This is a genomic window from Spirosoma endophyticum (genome assembly GCF_900112365.1).
Lineage (GTDB): Bacteria > Bacteroidota > Bacteroidia > Cytophagales > Spirosomataceae > Spirosoma > Spirosoma endophyticum.
In genome coordinates this window covers 867,909-885,435 of record NZ_FOLQ01000002.1, presented here as the reverse complement: position 1 = coordinate 885,435, position 17,527 = coordinate 867,909, and the positions used below count along the sequence as shown (strand labels likewise).

Genomic DNA, 17,527 nt, shown 5'->3' with positions numbered 1-17,527 from the left:
GGGTTAGGACCTGATAATCTGGGGACCGGTAAGTAAGGGCAACCGTACGCTAAAATGCGTTCCCGTTTCCTCAATATAGATGTCTGCGTTGCCCAGCAACTGATACTTGGACGTCAGTGTCGCCAGCTTTGCCTGCGACGTCTCAACCTTAATGACTTTGCGCTGTAGGTTATTTTTCACCACGACAGCGCCGTCGGACGTAGTCGTAATGCTGATCAGCAGGGGTTTCCCCGCTAACATGGCATTGTGTTTCATGGCGCTGTCGATCAATATCTGTAAACTTAAAGGCGGCAAACTATAGTCCAGGTAAACCGGGTCTATGGTGTGGGTTATGTGCAACGTAGCGCCGTAGCGGGTTTGCAATAAATTACTGTAGCTGTCAATAAAATTCAGTTCGGTTTGCAGGCTGACCAACTCACGTGCATTGGCCTGCAACATGTAGCGATACACTTTCGAAAGTTCGTCAACGAACCAGCCTGCCTGCTGCTTGTTTTCGCCAATCAGGGTCGACAGGGACGTTAAGCTATTGAACAGGAAATGCGGGTTGATCTGCATTTTCAGTGCATCGAGCTGATGCTGGTACGTTGCCTGCCGAAGTTGTTCATTCTCGGTCTGATCTTTATACCATTGGCGATAGGCGTAAAAAAGGCTGAGTACGGTACAAAAGGCGAAATCAAAAAATAAGGTTGCCAGTAGAATTGGCCGGATAACGGGCCAGGTAAACGATGTTCCAAACTGGGGAATCAGGCTATAGATAAATGTATCGAATACAACGGCGCCTGCCGATAAAACACTCAATACAACCAGCACAGCCAGCGTACGATACGTAGACTGGTGAACACCGGGATACCGGCGAATAACCCAGCGAACCGCTATGGTTATCAAGCTTCCAACCACTACGTATAAACTCACAAGCAGCCCAGTGGCCGAAAGAAATATCTGCCAGTCCGAAAAATAGGCAGGTCCGATAACGTAGCGATTACCAACCGGAATCAAAACGGGCATCAGGATGGCATGGTACCAAAGCTCCCATTTAGAGAGATACCTTCTCAGTGGTCGATAAACAGTCTGGAGCATGGGCAAACATGGCCGAACGCAGGCATCCGGCGATTTAAGACCCCAAATTAACCGTTTTTAGGGATAATTTGGGCTATGTCGTGTGGTTTTCGTCAGGCAACTAAATCAGCCGCAGCCCAACGTATTGTACGACTATTTACAATTCATACGCTGTTTTTCTCAATTCATGCAGCCTATTTTCCAGTTAATGCAAGTCTGACCTGAAGAACACCGCAACGTCTGCGATTTTTGATGATTCGATTCATGATCCCATTAAGCAACAACTGGTCTCCCCTACTCGCCGTAGACACCTACCGGCCTCGTCTCTTTTTCAAATACGAGTGGCGGTGGCATGTCCTTGTCATGCCGATACTTTTTCCAGTTGCTAATTATTACTTCATTGGTTCTCCGTACTTCAGTAATCTGCTACCGTTTGGCGTCGGTACGTTGGTCGCGCTGGGGCTTTACTGGCTCTCGGTTGTGGCGTTCAGGCTAACCGTACGGTGGACAATCCGGCATTATCCGGGTATGCAGCAAACAATTCTTCGCACCCTGGTGATGCTCATTACGGTAGGAACGATGACGGTGGGGCTGTGTATTTTTTACGTATGGGTATATAGCCTTTTTCCGGCAACGGGCGTTCAGTTTAGCTGGAAAACAGTCTGGCCCGTTTGGGCAATAGGGTTGCTGTTCGACGCATTTTTATGCATCATACTGGGCATGGTCTATACGTATGCGCAATGGAAGCAGGAGTTGAAGGAAGATGAACAATTGCATCGACAGGCGCTTCAAAATCAATATGATACGTTGAAAGGCCAATTAAATCCGCATTTTTTATTCAATGCGCTAAATTCGCTTTCGGTGCTGATTGGCGAGGAGCCAAAGCAAGCCGAACAGTTTGTCGATAAAATGTCGCGGGTATACCGGTATATGCTCACCCGCAATAGTTGTAATGCTACGGGTGCCGATCAGACGAAAGGCGAGTTGGTTTCGCTACAAACCGAACTTGAGTTTGTGGATCTCTACGCCGATCTGCTACAGATACGGTATAACAATAGCCTGAGCATAGTTCGGCCAACCACCGTTAGTCCGGATTATTTAACCCGGTGCATACTCCCCTTGAGTTTGCTCACCCTGATTGACAATGCCGTTAAACACAACGTCATGACGCCCGCAAAACCATTAGTTATTGCCATAGAAATTACTGAAGACGGCTGGCTTCAGGTGACCAACAACCGACAGCAGAAAGCAATCCGGCTGGAAACCATTCGGGCTGGATTAACAAGTTTGATGGGCAGATACCAGTTACTGAACGAAGAGCCCGTTTTGGTGGAAGCAACCGATACGTATTTTCGGGTGGCGCTCCCCTTGCTGGTCCAATAATTCTCTGGCTAAAACGCATCGTTAACCCTAACAATTCAGGTGTATTTTCTCCCAGTTCGCCAGCTCACTTTCGCACTTGATTCAACCCAAACGCCTGTTTTTACGCCATTCCCGCTATCTTTATCACGCGCAAATAACCGGCATTAAGAACCACTCATGACCAGAATCGTATTCGACCATATCCGCCATTGGCTGCGTCTGACAACGCGCGGTGGCTGGTCGTACGTTCTGTTGATGCCCTGGTTTGTGCCGATGATCAGTTACCTGCTCATTGGAGAGCATTATTTGCAGTACTGGTATACTTTTTCGGGAGCTACCGCCTTTATTCTGCTGTTATCGACCCTTGCCTTCGTAACCCACGACTGGGCTGCCGACGCCATTGCCCGACGGTATCCCGAACTACGCCAAACGGTGCTCCGCGCTGGCCTGACGACAGTCGCTTTCATTGGACTATCAGCCTCATTTTTAACAGTTTATACCTGGCTTATCATTCGATATAAACCGTTCAGTTCGCGGCTTACCTACGACACGGTTCCAGCCGTGTTTGGCTTTGATTTAATTGCCATTCTGCTTCTGGTGGGCATTTATGAAACGTCTTATTCACTAAGCCGGTGGCAGCAACATCAGGTGAACAAGGAAAAGCTCAAGAAGGAAAATCTGAAAGGGAAACTACAGGGGCTGAAGAGTCAGGTGAACCCCCATTTTCTATTTAACAGCCTGAATTCTCTCTCCTCGTTAATTGCCGATGAACCGCAACGGGCCGAGCAGTTTGTGGATCAGATGGCGCGCGTCTATCGGTACATGCTACAATCCAACCGGCCTGCTGGTGACGAACCGGCAACCGATGATGGGGATGAATTAACGACCCTCGACGCAGAACTGACCTTTATTGACTCCTACTATCACCTGTTAAAAACCCGACACGGTGCCGGGCTCCACCTCGATGTGCAGGTTCCCGAACCATGTCGACAATACCGGCTGCCCCCCCTGACCTTGCAATTGTTGGTCGAAAATGCGGTAAAGCACAACGTCATTCTTACCAGTCGCCCCCTATATATCAACATTCTGATCACGGCGGATGGGCACTTGCAGGTGTGTAATAATCTTCAAAAGAAAACGCCCCGGCATGAGCTCAATCGGGTTGAGTCGACACAGGTTGGCCTGGCTAACATCCGGGCAAAATATCAGCTGTTAGCACAAACAGAGCCAGTTATTGAACCTGGCCCCGACTATTTTAAAGTTACCTTACCTCTACTCCAAAAAAACCTTATTAACGCATGAACGCCCTAATCGTTGAAGATGAAGAATTAGCTGTACGTAAACTCCAGAAATTACTGCACGATGTTAGTCCTGCACTTTCCGTTGTGGGCGTAACGGCCAGCATTGAAGATACGGTAAACTGGTTAGAGAGCCACCGGGCAACGGGTCAGCCCGACCCTGACCTGATTTTTCTGGACATCGAACTGGCCGATGGACAGAGTTTCGAGATTTTCGAGCGGACGCCGGTACGTAGCACCGTTATTTTCACTACGTCCTACGATGAATATGCCCTACAGGCGTTTAAAGTCAATAGCATCGACTACCTGCTAAAACCCGTACAACGGGAGGACTTACAGCGAAGTCTGCAAAAGTATGAGGACCTGCGCGGGCAATCCGTCGAACAGCCAGCGTTCAAAATTGAGAAATTACTACAGCAGCTTCAGGGCAATACACCCCGTACTTATCGGCAGCGATTTCTGGTACGTCAGGGGCAGCGAATGCTATCCGTCGAAGTGAGCGACATTGCCTATTTCTTTACCGATGAGCGGTATAGTTTCTTCACGATGCACTCAGGCCAGAAATTCCTGGTGGACTATACCCTCGACGAGCTCGCGGATGCTCTTGACCCAAGCCGTTTTTTTCGCATTAACCGGGGTGTTCTGGTCACTCACCAGGCGGTGGAACAGATGCAGCCCTACTTCGGTAATCGGCTGGCACTGAGCCTGCGACCCGTTTTCGAAAAAGAAGCCTTGGTCAGTCGTGAGAAGGTAAGTGATTTTAAACAGTGGATGGGTAAGTAGTCTTTTTTTGAAAATACCCGCCGTCGGCGTACTTTTGCCTTATAATTGATTCCAGCACCCTTATTTCCGCTGGCAAAAGGCACATAGTCAATCGTTGAATTATTTCTGTTCCTTATCAACTGCATCTTTGTTTTGGTCCCGTAGCTCAGCTGGATAGAGCATCTTCCTTCTAAGAAGGCGGTCATTGGTTCGAATCCAATCGGGATCACTCTAATTATCAACCAGTTAGAAATATTTCTAACTGGTTTTTTCGTTTTGATTAAAACAGTGGTTGAAACATCTGAAGTCATTGCCTAGAGGTAAGTGATAAAGATGCTGTGAGTTAAATTAGCTCAATAATTATTTTTTGAATCAATAGCAAGCTGAATTAAAATCTCTACTGGACAAATTCATGGCATTTTCTACATTTCAATGGATGTAGAAGTATATTGATATTTCAGATGTTGACCAGAAAAAATTAAAAACGAAATACCTTCTCTTGACGAAATTAACGATTTTAATGCGCAGCTACGGCAAGTCGTTCTAGTCTATTCGAAGTCTAGTAGCAATACTATCTTTGACTAAAATAGGTAACTTAGCTAAGGAATCATACTTCCCAAGCTGCGGGCAGTGGGTTCGAACCCCATTTCCCACTCAGTGACTATCAGCCAGTTAACTGTAAGGTTAACTGGCTGATTTTATTTTAATAAAACATTTGATAAAACAAGTCCTATGTTTGCTTACGCTTGTGATTAATCATGTAACTACGATCCAGGCAGGCATTCAAGCAGCTATAGAAGGGTTTTAGTGGTGAACGCTTTCAGGCACTAATAGCAGGCGTCAGACTATTTCTCCACTCAACAAATAGCGTCCATTTGGCCAAGCGTTTAATTGACGGTCTAAACACCTAGTTCGTCGCTCAGCAACGCCTGATTTTACTCGTCAATGCAAACCTGAAAGTAGATAGGTCAGATGCCGGTCGAGCTCATCGGTTTCTCAACCCTAAAAATATTGACGGGTGCCCCTACTCTTAGGCAGCCGGTCTTCGATGTCAACGCGTCCAAATCCAGTACGATCACTTTACTTGCTTCATAATCAACCTTTTGGTAACTTACATTCATGAACCGGCTCCATTTCCTTCATAACCTGCTAGGCACTAGTCTGCTGCCAGCATCAGCATCAGCACCGGCCCACCCCGGCACTATCAATCTCGAATCCGAAGCCCAACGCATGCGCCGGGAGTTGCTCGAGGCTTGGGCTAGGTCTGAACAGCTTACCCTGATCACAGCCACCCAGATGCCAGCCGAAGCCTACGATTTTAAATATACGCCCGAAGCCATGAGCTTTGCCGAGCAGTGGCGGCATTGCTGCCAGTTCACCACAACGCTGCTAGCAGCCCGGCTTGACATTGCTGATCCCTACAAAAACGGCCGTGACCTGTCGAAGGCCGTGACTAAACAGCAGGTAATAGATGAAGTGAAAGCCCTCTACGCCTTTATGCGGCAAACCATCACGACCATACCCGACGCAAAACTGTTCGAGCAGGCGGAGTTTGTAGGGGGTAAAATCCCCAACTGGCGGTATCTGTACGCAATGGAGAATCACATTATCCACCATCGCGGGCAGTGTATGGTCTACCTTCGGCTGAAGGGCGTTACGCCCGAAGGCTACCTAGGCTGGTAGTCAATCGGGCCGTGTCAGTGCCGATTCAGGGAAACATGTCATTGACCAGCGTAAATGATATGTAAAACTGATGTAAAACGAATTCTGTATTCATTCTTGGGATTTATGGTGAAAGAAATAGATCGAAGGCGTTATGAGAATCAGCAAAATCTTAGATCACCTTGGCACAAACAAGGAGGCCCGTTTAGAATGTGTTAGAGAATTAAATAAAGCTAGAAGTCGTGTCACCTTTGTAGCGACCAAGCAACAAGGATGTGACTAAACAGTTTACTAAACTGACCGACTATCAGTGGGCAACAATATCGCCCTTTCTGCCCCTCAAACGCAAGCGAAAGCTGGATTTATGTGATGTGGTGAATGCAATCCTGTAGTTGCTTCGTACCGGTTGCCAGTGGCGAAATCTACCCAACCACTACCCATATTGGCAAGCCGTTTACTACTACCGCACCGGCGGCCCGGTTTGATCAGTGGAAAACTGATGGCACACTCGAACGAATTAACCGAGCATTAAACCAACCGGATCGAAAACAAGAAGAACGCGAAGCATTACCATCAGTGTTTTGTATTGATAGTCAGAGCATTAAGCTAGGACCTATGATTTGTGAGTACCGAGGTCTTGACCCCCATAAGAAAGTAAACGGACGCAAGCGCCAACTACTGGTTGATACAGGTGGCCGCTTGTGGGCGGCTCATGTGCATCCAGCTAATGAGGCTGATGGCCCTGCCGCCCTAGTTCTGGTAAGTGATATCTTGTGGTATGGTGATCGAGTTGAAACAGTTTTTGGCGATGGATCATACCGCGGTGTTTTTGCCAAAGCGCTGGCTGATTGGGGCATCAATTTTGAGCGGGCTGCCCGTCCCCAATCGGCTCAGGGTTTTGTGCCCGTTGCCAAGCGGTGGGTCGTGGAGCGCACAATAGCCTGGACGAGCTTTTTTCGGCGCATTGTTAAAGATTACGAGTATACGCTATCTTCTTCGGTTGGCTGGCTCATATTGGCCAATATTCAGCTCATGTTACAACGAATCAAGCCAACAGACAGAATATAATTCCCCAACACCCTCTTAGCCAAGTTTTGCAGGACTGGTGTAAGGTTCATACCGTTGAGTTATGTTGGATCAAGCCGGGTAAACCCACTTAGAATGCCTACATTGAACGATTCAACGGGACGTTTCGGCGAGAAGTTCTAGATGCACATGTGTTTACCAGTATCAAACAGGTAAGACAAATAGTGAATCAATGGCTGACAGAATATAATACTGAACGGCCACACCAGTCTTTGAAGTTTATGACGCCGGTTAAATATCGGCAGGCGGCTTAAATTCCAGTCAAAACTGGCTCCCTAAACGGGGTAAGGACAAATAGACAAAACGACATGCTACCAATTTTCAGTATCCATTGACAGTCACTTAGTTATGTCAGTAAGTAGAATATCTAATCTACTGCATTTTATTAAAAAACATATAGCAATGATAAACGGCTATTTGACAAAGGCAATTTACGGACTTCTGTTCTGTGTTTCCCTGTCCTTATCGTGTCCCTTATATGCTCAATCGGCTCTCATACTTCTTCAGCCTACTTACCTTTGCAGCAATGGATTTATAGCCATCAATACAGTTGGGGGAGATGGAACAACTATTACTTATTCAGCAACGGGTGTTACTCTTTCGTCGCCTACGAGTAGTACAGGTGTTGTAGACGAAGCCTGGCGAAATAGCCCCGGCAACCCAATTATCATTCAGGCTACCCAGAGTGGAGTTACGGCTACTTACAGCTTAGATATACAAGCCTATTGCGCATCGAATAACAGGTATCATAGCCCTTTCTTAAAAAGTCCTATACCAGACATTACATTAACTGAGTCAACGACTAGCACTGCCATTAATATTGGAGAATATTTTGGTTCTAATGATAATGGTTATGACTACCGAGCATTATTTAGTTATGAAGCTTACAACCTACCTCCCGGCTTAGTTTTTAATAGTGCGAGGGGCACACCTCCTGGCGCACCTGGCCAGACTGCCTACGCCTTTATTAACGGCATTCCCAACCAGACAGGTGTTTATCCTGTAGCTGTTATAGTTACCAAACTAAATGCCTTTAATGCTTCCTATTCGGTAGCCGATACGTTTACGATTACGATTGCAGCAAAACCATTAGCGGTTGATTTAATCTCTTTCACAGCTAGACCAAATGCTGCTCAACAAATTGAATTAGCTTGGAGAACCCTTAACGAAATAAATAACCAAGGATTTCTTATTGAACGAAGCAAGGACTTACTCTTGTTTGAAAGAGTAGCTGAAATTGCTAAGACGGAATTAGTGAATCAAACAATTAATGATTATTATTTCACTGATACAACGCCCTATACAGGTACTAGTTATTATCGATTAACTCAGATTGATTCAAATGGCCAGCGCAAAACCTATCCTTCTAGTTCTGTCATATTGCGGGATAGTCCCTATTCAGTAACACCGAATCCTATTACCAACCAAGGTACGTTCACAATCCAGTTGGACGAACCCACCACGGCAGCTATTCATATCATTAATAGTAATGGTCATTCAATACCTTACACGAAAACGGACATAGGACCACTGAGCCTGCTACTGACTTTTGCAGAATGCACCTCAACTGGTTTATACATAGTGACGGTAAAAGAACGGGGCCTAACTCGTAACTACCGTGTTCTAGTCAAGTGATATCCCAAAAACTTGTAGTCTTACAAAAAAACGGGCCGGGGAACCACCCACCCGACCCAATGAGCCGAGGGAACCACCCGCCCGGCTCTGACCAAACCAAGTAGCCAGTAACGGCCGCTCGATTGAATGGTAAAGTTACAATCTCTATCAACAGGACTGTCAACCGACCTGTAAATACTTTGCCTTATTGTGTCAACCGTCAACCAATCCGTCAACCAAAGATATATAATTTTATAAGTATTTATAAATCAATCCCTTAACACAAAAGGTATTAATCCAATCGGGAACACCCTAATTATCAACCAGTCAGCAAAATCGCTAACTGGTTTTTTCTTTTTGGGTACAACGATAGGCACAACATTTTGTATGTTGAGTACTTCAGTAGTATACAAATAGCCTTAGAATCTTAATCTGAGATAATCCGATCCTCAATTAATACTGGCCCATAGTAAATAGCAAAAGAGTATGCGACTCGATTTAAGGGGCTGATTTCAGCTACTCGGCAGTAACTATTGGTTTTGGATAGGCGTGTTTTCCCTCCTGCATATACTACCCATATAGTAGTAGAGCGGGACTCCTGTCGCGACAAAAACATACGCCAGTCAGGCTTTTTTTGTCCAGAAATAAACTTTCATGGTGCAAAGTTTTTTACAATCCCCCTTACAATAACTGTTGCGCTAAAAGACCAGAAATAAAGTAACCATTGGATCATAAGACTATCCACCCGTCTGCGAGCGGTGCCGAGCTGTTTTTTCCCTTGCCCGGCTACTTTACAGGGTGATTGTCAAAGGAATCCCTTACGAATTAATGCTGGGTCGGGCTGTAGCTAGATCTGGTTTCGGAACAATAAGCGAGTACAGATATAGCTTGGGCACTGGTGGATTGTGGTAATCTCGGACAGAGACAGTGCTTTATCTATTATTAATAAGCACACGTAGAACCTCGTTGATCCTCCGCCGAGCAATAGGGATGACGTCTTTTTGGGGTAACATGACAAGGTAAACCTCCTTAGGCCCAAGTTGACGCACGGAGGTAACAAAAGCCGGATTGACCATATGCTGTTTATGGGTGCGGATGAAGTTTGGTAAGAAATCTTCATAACACTTCATACTATAGGAAAATAGAATGGACTGGCCATCCTGCAAATAGATGAGCGAGTAATTTCCTGAACCGCTAATACGAACAATGGAGGCTTGCTGCTTGAGCGAGAGTTTACCAGGGAATTTTGGCAGTTTAGCCATTATCAACTACAGTATGACTATATAAATTTATTTACATTCGAAATATAGATACAATAATAGAATTAGTTTGCCATATATTTTACAAATAAGCCTAGTAAGGCAACATAATGGAAAAAATATTAACAAATGGTAGATATGATTACCCCCATACGCTACTTTTGCGTTAGCTCTCAGGTGGAAAGGCTCGGTTATCGAAAGATGCCGGGCTTTTTTGTTATTACTTCCCAACAAAGATAGATTGAAGCTTGGTTGACGGATTCATCAGAGTATCGGTTTCAAATCGATGCTGATTATCAAAATATTGATTATCCTACGAGCCTAATTGATAGCGGACTGGGTTATAAAAAAAGTCAGCTCCATCGAGGAGCTGACTTTTTAAACTATCCATTCATTACAACTATGTTTAAATATCAAAACTAGTTAAGCATAAACCCTAGTCCTGAACTGAGTCATGGCTACTGGGGTGAAGTAGTGCTGGTAGGTGATGAGGAACCGCTGCCCTGATTGCCACGATTACGTTTCATTTTACCGCCGTTTCCTGACCCATCCTTGGTGGACATCGTGCCCGTTCCCTGGCTGCTGTTCATGTCGCTGGAAGAGCCAGTAGAACCTGTCCCCGAGTTCATGTCAGAGGACTTGTTCGATTTACTCCGCTTCATGCGGCCATTTCCCGTCGAGCCGGAGCCTGTTGTTGGCGTTTGGTCCATTGTCGACCCACTGGTACCACTAGTAGTGCCATTTTGCGAAGCTGAACCGTTGGTGGCATTACCAGTCCCACTACCTGTGCTGGTAGGAGTTGTCTGAGCCTGAGCACTGAAAGCCGCTACACCCAGTAGCATAGCTCCCATTAATACGATCTTTTTCATAGTCTTACGTTGAGTTGTTAGGCATGATTGCACTAGCATAAGATAAACAGATTATAAAAAATAAAAGCTAAAAAAGAGTATTTAAGTAAGGCAACGGGTCACAACTGGAAAACTGTTAATTTTAATGAACTAGCTCCAGGCAAAACGAGTCATCTTTTTTGCCAACTGGGATCGATCAGCAGACACAAACTGAAGTTAAAAAGGCCCACCTGATACACTTTCTGATTATAGCCCTGCCAGCTACTACCCAGCATAAGGATAAAGTTTTCGTTAAAATGATTGGACCAATGGTTGCGAAAAAGGAGCCGCCAATGGTTAATTTTCACCAGGTTGTAATCTGGACGAAGTGGCATGTTATTAGTCGTTGTTTTTCCCTTTAAGGTACGGCTTTTCAGTGACTTAAGCAACAAAAAACACCCCGATTTTAGACTACCTATTTCTTATTTTACCCCCTGATAGGTTCAGAAATGTACTTGTGAAGGTATTGCCGATCAATCAGCTGAATCCTATTGAGTGGTGCTGACAATCAAAGTAAATAACACGGATTGAAACGCAGCTAGCTCAGACGAGATAACGTTCTTAGTCAAGCCGTTCAGCCATGTTCGACAGTTTAATTAGTGAAGTATATAGTACAAAAGTACTCACCGCTCCGGGGCAATAAGCCGGAGCTTTTTCTTTATTGGAGAATGTAAGTCAGCAGTTCGATAGCCTGAATATGGTGTAGCAAGACTAGTAGGTATGGAGACCGGGAACTAATCAATCTCCCGACATCTACTAAATACAACTGAACATTAAAGCATTCTATGTATACATTTTACCTAATTTATAATTTCATTGATTGTATTAGTTAAAAATAATAATATTTTTAGTAACATTATCATTATCTATGTAGCTTATTTGATAGCATTTGTTATAAATTATATAGACATTCTCCCCCACACTTTATTACGCTACTGCTGGAGAACACACTAATCTGTAATGACTTATTGCTTCGATTTATCAAATCATTTCATGCTTTAACTAGACACTCACCTCTTCAACTCAACTTCAGTTATGTCCCATTTTCTACGCTTGGTTTTCCGCAAGTGCTTAATGGTTACTTTAAGAAGCTGCCTAATGTTTTCGAAGAGATTCAATGACTGTAAAGACAACAGACTAAGCGCTATCAGCCAATTTACCAATCCTGATTCTGCCCTTTCCAGTAGGAAATTTCATTTGGTTTCTGGAGGTTGTTGTGCTTTCCAATGTCTCTGATCAGATTCATTAAACGTTGCTGCTCATCGGAGGAAATCTGTTCGATGAAGCTATCGGCAATCGTAAAAACATACTGCTCCAGCATGGTTTGAAAAGATAAGTCAGTGTTCATAACGGCTTTAATTTAACAACGAGAGTTATCAGAGCTACCTGTACGTCTATTCTTATAAAAGGCCTGGACCCTGAGGTCCAGGCTAAAAAAAGGAAGGAAGTTGTATAATCTGAAAAGCATGGACAGACCAGCTTAATCAGTTGGTCAGCACCTTTGCAGAAGCAAACGCGCTTGACGCTGATACAAAGCTAGCTACTTGACTGTCTGACCACTTTATAAAGTCGTGAAGGATCGAAAATTGGTCGTAAACGACAGAGGTTTATGGACCAACCTAGTTTATGGATAATTTTGACCTCCGTCTAGAAGTAAGGTAAAGACCAATTTACGCCTTATGAAGTATTTCTTCCCCAATTGACAATTAGAAAGGCTATTCAAGGCACTAGCTCCGTTGCTAAGTTCGTGTCACACACTACTTACCAGAATTTTATGTTACCAGAACGCTAGTTTCCCCGACCCGATTTGATTCGGGTCGGGAATCAACAGGAGGTGATTGAGTGGTTAAAAGCTGGGCACAAGCGAAATCAATTCTCTGCTAAAGATGATCAACCGTACTCTAACTGATATACTAGCAGGCGTCTTATTAAGCAAAGTTGCAGTCATTCAAAAGAGACCAATACCGCGCAGTCGATAACAGATTGTAGCGATTGATTTTTTTCTATATCCCTAACACAGTAAGGCTTGATCAAGCTTTAGGCAGCAAGAGCAGCTCACCTATCTGACTGAGTTTATATTTCAGGTCGGTCAAAGCCTGGGTTCTCCCTTCTTGAATCTCGGCCAGGTCCTTGTAGGCGTCATCATTCAACAAACTCCAGGCCCTGGCGTGCGTATCTGGGTTGTCATTACTTAGCATCATGGCCTGAACAATGCCTAAGATACGGTTGTAGGCATCAGTAATACGTTTCAACTTAGTCGAAGCATCAAGCCGTGAAAATGCCTGTAGTTCGAGCCGGAGCTGATCAACTAGCTTTTGGTTCATAAAGATTCTTTTTTCATCTAGTTTCAAGTTACTGCCTCATTTACTATCCCGTAAAAACTTACTCCTTTTTTCGCCGGTCCTTGCAGGAACTCATCGACTGACTGAGTTTTCGGACTTGTTGCTTGAGTTCCCGATGTAGGTCTTTATCGCTGGGTACAAAGGTAGTCGAGCGGTCGTGCTGATTCTGGTTTACAATCCAGTAAGTATGGTGGGAGGTGTCGGGTGTTTAGGTGTACGCTGGCTTATTCATAGTCAAAAGTCGCTGACGACCTATATAAGCGCATAACAAGAAAACAACAAGAATAATGCTATCCCTATTCCTCGCTTTCTACGATGAACCCCAGTGAAACGCTCACGTACTAAGTAAAAATAGAAGGGTTGACCAAACAAAATCCCCTAATGAAGAGCAGGTGGGCGGCCAATCATTTTATCATCCCGTATTGAGTGATTCGTCTGCTCCAGGGGAAATTCAGGCTCATTCATGAGTGCGCTAGTTTGCCCGAAAAGCTATTCCGGCCGTAATTCTACGCAGCGACTTACCATAAGCCTATAGAGAGTGGATTGGTCAGGTAACTGTATAATTATTCTTACCGCTAAATGCTAACTACCCGTATATCTCGTTCATAAGGTTTAGGGTAGGTACTAGCATCAGCTTCTGTTCAACCTTCTACATTCATGAAACGGTTTATTGTCGTCATCAGATTGATCCTTTGTTTCGCCATCGCAGCACTCCTCTGGATATTGATTAAGATCGGTTAGCTTCCTAATGCCTCTCTGATTTGGAGCGTTTTTCATAAGGCGACAAAACACCTACCTATAAACGTAAAACATACAGGTGTAAAAGACGCCAATACAAACCAATACCGACACCCGCCGAGTCGAATACCGATGAGCCGTTAAGTACCCGGCCTGCGAAAGCGGACAGAGTCCTGGTCCTTGACCCATAGCACTGGCAAGCAACATATACCCGTAACTCAAGACTACAGACTCATCCTAAAACAAACAATTGAAAGGCAAATTATAAAACAACGAAAAGGTCAGCTTTTTGCAAATCGGACACCTGGATGTCAGTTATATAGCCTATGTTCCTCATGTTATTTTCAATTGTGAAATGTATGTATGAAAAATTTATCGTGTACATATATACAAACTGTTGTGTATAAGATATTTATCAAAAGATCTATGATGTTTCAATAGTGAAATTGTATTACTGCTTGATCAATTCACACTTTTATTATTTCTTATTATAAAGTCATTTTATACACAGTTTCCCTCAGTAAAACTAGCCACACTCCTCTTAACCATCCTTGTAATTAACTCCCGTAAGAAAACAGAAAATGACCCGACTAAGGGCTTTACGGCTAAAATTCAAACTATTGTTCCTACCAAAATTATTGACAATTTGCGGTCACTAGGTATGATAATCCATGAAGGGCAAGTACCTCCTACACTAAGATGGGCATGGCTGTCAGTCCACTAACCAGTTACACCCGGACGGACATTCCTGTAGATGAGTCTATGCACTTTGGGTAATAGTAGCTACGTAGTACAGCGATCCAATTCTGTGTACATTGTACTACGTAGCCAATATCACCCATGCAAAGGAAATTGACGATCCCAGCATACCGGGGAAGAATGCGCTGTTAGTCTATGTTTATGTGGCTAAAGAAGATCAGTGGAAAGAGTTTGAGAAGCCTGCGCTGGTGAGGGAGTTGGAAGAACGGGAGGGGGATTAAAAGGAGATTAACTAGTAGTACTTAATAAATGCCGTGACGTATGTTTAGATACTAGGCAAGCTACGGCTTACTAGGGTGTAGATACAATCAGAAAGCCTGGCTACTTTTGTGGCGGGGCTTTTTTGTTTTTCAATCGTTATAAATCCACCCTACATTGCTTTTCGTAAGTATATTTTTCACACCGATGAAACTGCTCACTTACGATTATGGAAAGCTACGTACAGCAAATGATTCGAGATAGAGAAGAATTCATAGCGCAGGCTTTTCGCAAGAATATAACGACGACCAACCGCATTATCGAACTTAATAAACGACTTGTTTTACTAAGTGAAAAGGTTCGTAAACTATAAGGTAGGTTAAGATACTTTGATGTACTATTGATGTAGTGAGTAAAACAGGCCTTAATTAGCTAGAAATACCCCTTGCCTATATTCTATGGTTTATTTTCATGAACCTAAATCAATATTACAGGCATTTAAGCTTCTAATTTTATTGAATCAAAGGTCATGCGACATGGTTGAATTAAGGGTGATTACCCGTTGAGAGCAGAGATAAGGCCCGGTTATCTTGTCTAATCGGGCCTTACTGGTGTATTATTGCTTACGATTGATCATCCCCACTTTTCTCCGTCTTGGTGGTCGTCACTTCACCACCCGGTTGTTCCTGGCTGTTCTCCTGGGAATCAGTCTTGACGGTCGTCGTTTCCGTGGTCGTTGTCTTAGTTTCTTCTGAATCTGGCATATTGCTTTTATTTAAGGCTACTACTGATAACTAGCCAGTGGGAAACATGTTATTAAAATAAACACAAAGGCAGCTTCTGCTAACAGTTAAGCCGCATTTTATTATCAACCTCGCGGCATCTTGCCGGGACTGTTTTGTTGTTGACCTGCAAGCTCATCTAAGAAAACACTATCCATCATATTTGATTGGTATCATATATCAAATCGCAATTGATGTAAAAAGAGGTATTCGTTACAGCCATTCTTCGCTTGAAAGATGGTTGTCTGGCTCGTTTTGCGTGTTGCTGGATCAGGAGCCTAATCGAATATCCGCAAGTAATAAACACCTAGATGGCAATACTATCAATATCATCAATACATTGAGCTACCGCAGCTTACCAGTCTCTTTAATCTTGCACTTCTATCCAGGAGGGAAGAGGTAGTCAAAAACCGTTCGGTAGCTCCTAGCGTACGTATCGGTATGCGCTACGTTACTCCCTACCACTACGCCAAGTTGTGCGGTCTGACTCGACAGGCCATCTATAACCGGATCAAGGCAGGTACCCTGTCGGTCGTTCTGCTGGAAGGACCAGTGGGGGAGCCGATTCGCTACATTGATGTGGAAGCTTGCCCGCCAGGCCGCAAGCCCTGGGGTGGGGGCAGACCCCGGAAAGGGTGAGCGCTCTATACACCGCTTAGTAGGTGCTTTAAAGGGCGATCTTACTTGAATGCTCGATCATACTGGACTATCTAACGGGTCGCATTTGAAACGAGACCCGTTAGATAAACTCTATATTTACTTATGCATAAGTCAGTTAGCAGTTAACATTCGAGTGAGCATACGCGGCTATCTCTAGCGAGAACGCTGGCTATTATGTCAGGTAAATGGCGACTACAAATTAGTTACAAAAGCCCCATTTTAGCTGGATTTAGGAGAAAATAATGAAAGAAATAGAGATCTAAATTTCCGCTTTTTCCTCTTATAGGGTCGCAAGCGGAGTACATCGAGTCAGTACATTTAATCAGGCTAAATCAGGTATTTCTCCTTTTTATGAATTTTTATCCATAGGGCTGTAGTACTGACTGTGGATGAGTTTAAAAAGGGGTGTATAGGAACCTTTTCTGGGAGGCTTAAGCAGGGGAGTCAAATCGATTCAACCGCTCATTATAAAGGTTTAACGAATCATCACTGGCCTGCTCACTGGCTAACTCTGTCCGTAACCATTCCTGACGGTTACCCAGGCGCTCGGCCTGGATTTCAAAGAGAAGTTCACCTAGTAGCCACTCTGGCGATCGGCCGAGCTGGCTAGCCTGACGGATCACCCCTTCAACAATGGCCTTGGTACGATCGATATGGTGGGTGAGAGCCTGAAGTTCCACGAAAGCCATTCTATACTGGTTGAAGGTCAACATACCGGCTTGCCCTTCTACCTGCTCCCAGTGGGAGACCAGTTGACGATATAGCTCATTCTCATTGCCAGGCTCCATAAGTTTCTAATTGCTACTCCATAATACTCGACAATCTCTTTTCATAGCCTATTTTAGGTGTTCTTAGTAGGCTTAGTTTTATGCCGGGCCTACCCGTTTGTAGGCGTTGTAGTTGCCTGCTGACAAGAAGTGCCTGGCAAGTTTTAATAAACAGGGGGTTCATAAGCTACTGAAGTCCCCTTTTAATCCATTGATACTACTTTATCCATATCTAAGAACTTAAAAGTTTTTCATTCCTCAGAAAAGTAAATATAATAAAAGATAATATAGGCAT

At 44.2% G+C, this 17,527-nt stretch carries 17 protein-coding genes and 1 tRNA gene; 10 read left to right on the top strand and 8 right to left on the bottom strand.

Annotation, left to right across the window (positions count from 1 at the left end):
• Positions 1 to 3 precede the first annotated feature (3 nt).
• Positions 4 to 1,077 (bottom strand): sensor histidine kinase, encoded by a 1,074-nt coding sequence (locus tag BM202_RS08680; RefSeq protein ID WP_093824953.1) that lies wholly within the window; start codon positions 1,075 to 1,077, stop codon positions 4 to 6.
• Positions 1,078 to 1,308: 231 nt separating this feature from the next.
• Here BM202_RS08680 and BM202_RS08675 point away from each other — a divergent pair, with 231 nt between their 5' ends.
• The 8 genes from BM202_RS08675 (at position 1,309) to BM202_RS08640 (ending at position 8,861) form a co-directional block, all read left to right on the top strand.
• On the top strand, positions 1,309 to 2,439 hold the full coding sequence (locus BM202_RS08675; RefSeq protein WP_245776579.1) for a sensor histidine kinase: 1,131 nt from the start codon (positions 1,309 to 1,311) through the stop codon (positions 2,437 to 2,439).
• 156 nt (positions 2,440 to 2,595) lie between these two features.
• Positions 2,596 to 3,720 carry a sensor histidine kinase gene (locus BM202_RS08670; protein ID WP_093824951.1) on the top strand — a complete coding sequence of 375 codons (1,125 nt, stop codon included), beginning with the start codon at positions 2,596 to 2,598 and terminating at the stop codon, positions 3,718 to 3,720.
• Complete coding sequence (locus tag BM202_RS08665; protein WP_093824949.1) at positions 3,717 to 4,499, top strand: LytR/AlgR family response regulator transcription factor; 783 nt, start codon at positions 3,717 to 3,719, stop codon at positions 4,497 to 4,499. Before BM202_RS08670 ends, BM202_RS08665 begins: the two co-directional genes overlap by 4 nt.
• A gap of 134 nt (positions 4,500 to 4,633) precedes the next feature.
• Positions 4,634 to 4,707, top strand: a tRNA-Arg gene (locus BM202_RS08660).
• 890 nt (positions 4,708 to 5,597) lie between these two features.
• Complete coding sequence (locus tag BM202_RS08655) at positions 5,598 to 6,161, top strand: DinB family protein (protein WP_093824947.1); 564 nt, start codon at positions 5,598 to 5,600, stop codon at positions 6,159 to 6,161.
• Between the two features lie 357 nt (positions 6,162 to 6,518).
• Positions 6,519 to 7,208 carry a transposase gene (locus BM202_RS38160; protein WP_317039685.1) on the top strand — a complete coding sequence of 230 codons (690 nt, stop codon included), beginning with the start codon at positions 6,519 to 6,521 and terminating at the stop codon, positions 7,206 to 7,208.
• Positions 7,209 to 7,309: 101 nt separating this feature from the next.
• Positions 7,310 to 7,480 (top strand): integrase core domain-containing protein, encoded by a 171-nt coding sequence (locus BM202_RS39035; protein WP_093824945.1) that lies wholly within the window; start codon positions 7,310 to 7,312, stop codon positions 7,478 to 7,480.
• 148 nt (positions 7,481 to 7,628) lie between these two features.
• Complete coding sequence (locus BM202_RS08640) at positions 7,629 to 8,861, top strand: T9SS type A sorting domain-containing protein (protein WP_093824943.1); 1,233 nt, start codon at positions 7,629 to 7,631, stop codon at positions 8,859 to 8,861.
• A gap of 911 nt (positions 8,862 to 9,772) precedes the next feature.
• On the opposite strand, the gene BM202_RS08635 is transcribed toward BM202_RS08640, so the two are convergent.
• The 5 genes from BM202_RS08635 to BM202_RS08615 form a co-directional block, all read right to left on the bottom strand.
• Positions 9,773 to 10,102 carry a LytTR family DNA-binding domain-containing protein gene (locus BM202_RS08635; RefSeq protein WP_093824941.1) on the bottom strand — a complete coding sequence of 110 codons (330 nt, stop codon included), beginning with the start codon at positions 10,100 to 10,102 and terminating at the stop codon, positions 9,773 to 9,775.
• A gap of 455 nt (positions 10,103 to 10,557) precedes the next feature.
• A complete protein-coding gene (locus BM202_RS08630) occupies positions 10,558 to 10,968 on the bottom strand; it encodes a hypothetical protein (RefSeq protein ID WP_093824939.1) in 411 nt (136 codons plus the stop codon).
• 149 nt (positions 10,969 to 11,117) lie between these two features.
• Positions 11,118 to 11,321, bottom strand: a complete 204-nt coding sequence (locus tag BM202_RS08625) for a hypothetical protein (protein WP_093824938.1) — start codon at positions 11,319 to 11,321, stop codon at positions 11,118 to 11,120.
• A gap of 821 nt (positions 11,322 to 12,142) precedes the next feature.
• The gene (locus tag BM202_RS08620) at positions 12,143 to 12,334 is read right to left on the bottom strand and encodes a hypothetical protein (protein ID WP_093824936.1); all 192 of its coding nucleotides are present in this window, start codon (positions 12,332 to 12,334) and stop codon (positions 12,143 to 12,145) included.
• A gap of 682 nt (positions 12,335 to 13,016) precedes the next feature.
• Complete coding sequence (locus BM202_RS08615; protein WP_093824934.1) at positions 13,017 to 13,310, bottom strand: hypothetical protein; 294 nt, start codon at positions 13,308 to 13,310, stop codon at positions 13,017 to 13,019.
• 1,571 nt (positions 13,311 to 14,881) lie between these two features.
• On the opposite strand from BM202_RS08615, the gene BM202_RS37190 reads away from it, so the two are divergent.
• Complete coding sequence (locus BM202_RS37190) at positions 14,882 to 15,046, top strand: hypothetical protein (RefSeq protein ID WP_177236543.1); 165 nt, start codon at positions 14,882 to 14,884, stop codon at positions 15,044 to 15,046.
• A 600-nt stretch (positions 15,047 to 15,646) separates the two neighbouring features.
• Here BM202_RS37190 and BM202_RS37185 read toward each other — a convergent pair.
• Positions 15,647 to 15,787, bottom strand: coding sequence for a hypothetical protein (locus BM202_RS37185; RefSeq protein WP_177236542.1), 141 nt, complete (start codon positions 15,785 to 15,787; stop codon positions 15,647 to 15,649).
• A 459-nt stretch (positions 15,788 to 16,246) separates the two neighbouring features.
• Between BM202_RS37185 and BM202_RS08610 the strand changes: the two genes are divergently transcribed.
• Positions 16,247 to 16,444, top strand: a complete 198-nt coding sequence (locus tag BM202_RS08610; RefSeq protein ID WP_093824932.1) for a hypothetical protein — start codon at positions 16,247 to 16,249, stop codon at positions 16,442 to 16,444.
• Positions 16,445 to 16,896: 452 nt separating this feature from the next.
• Here the strand turns inward: BM202_RS08610 and BM202_RS08605 are convergent, their stop codons facing one another.
• On the bottom strand, positions 16,897 to 17,253 hold the full coding sequence (locus tag BM202_RS08605; protein WP_093824930.1) for a hypothetical protein: 357 nt from the start codon (positions 17,251 to 17,253) through the stop codon (positions 16,897 to 16,899).
• Positions 17,254 to 17,527: the final 274 nt, after the last annotated feature.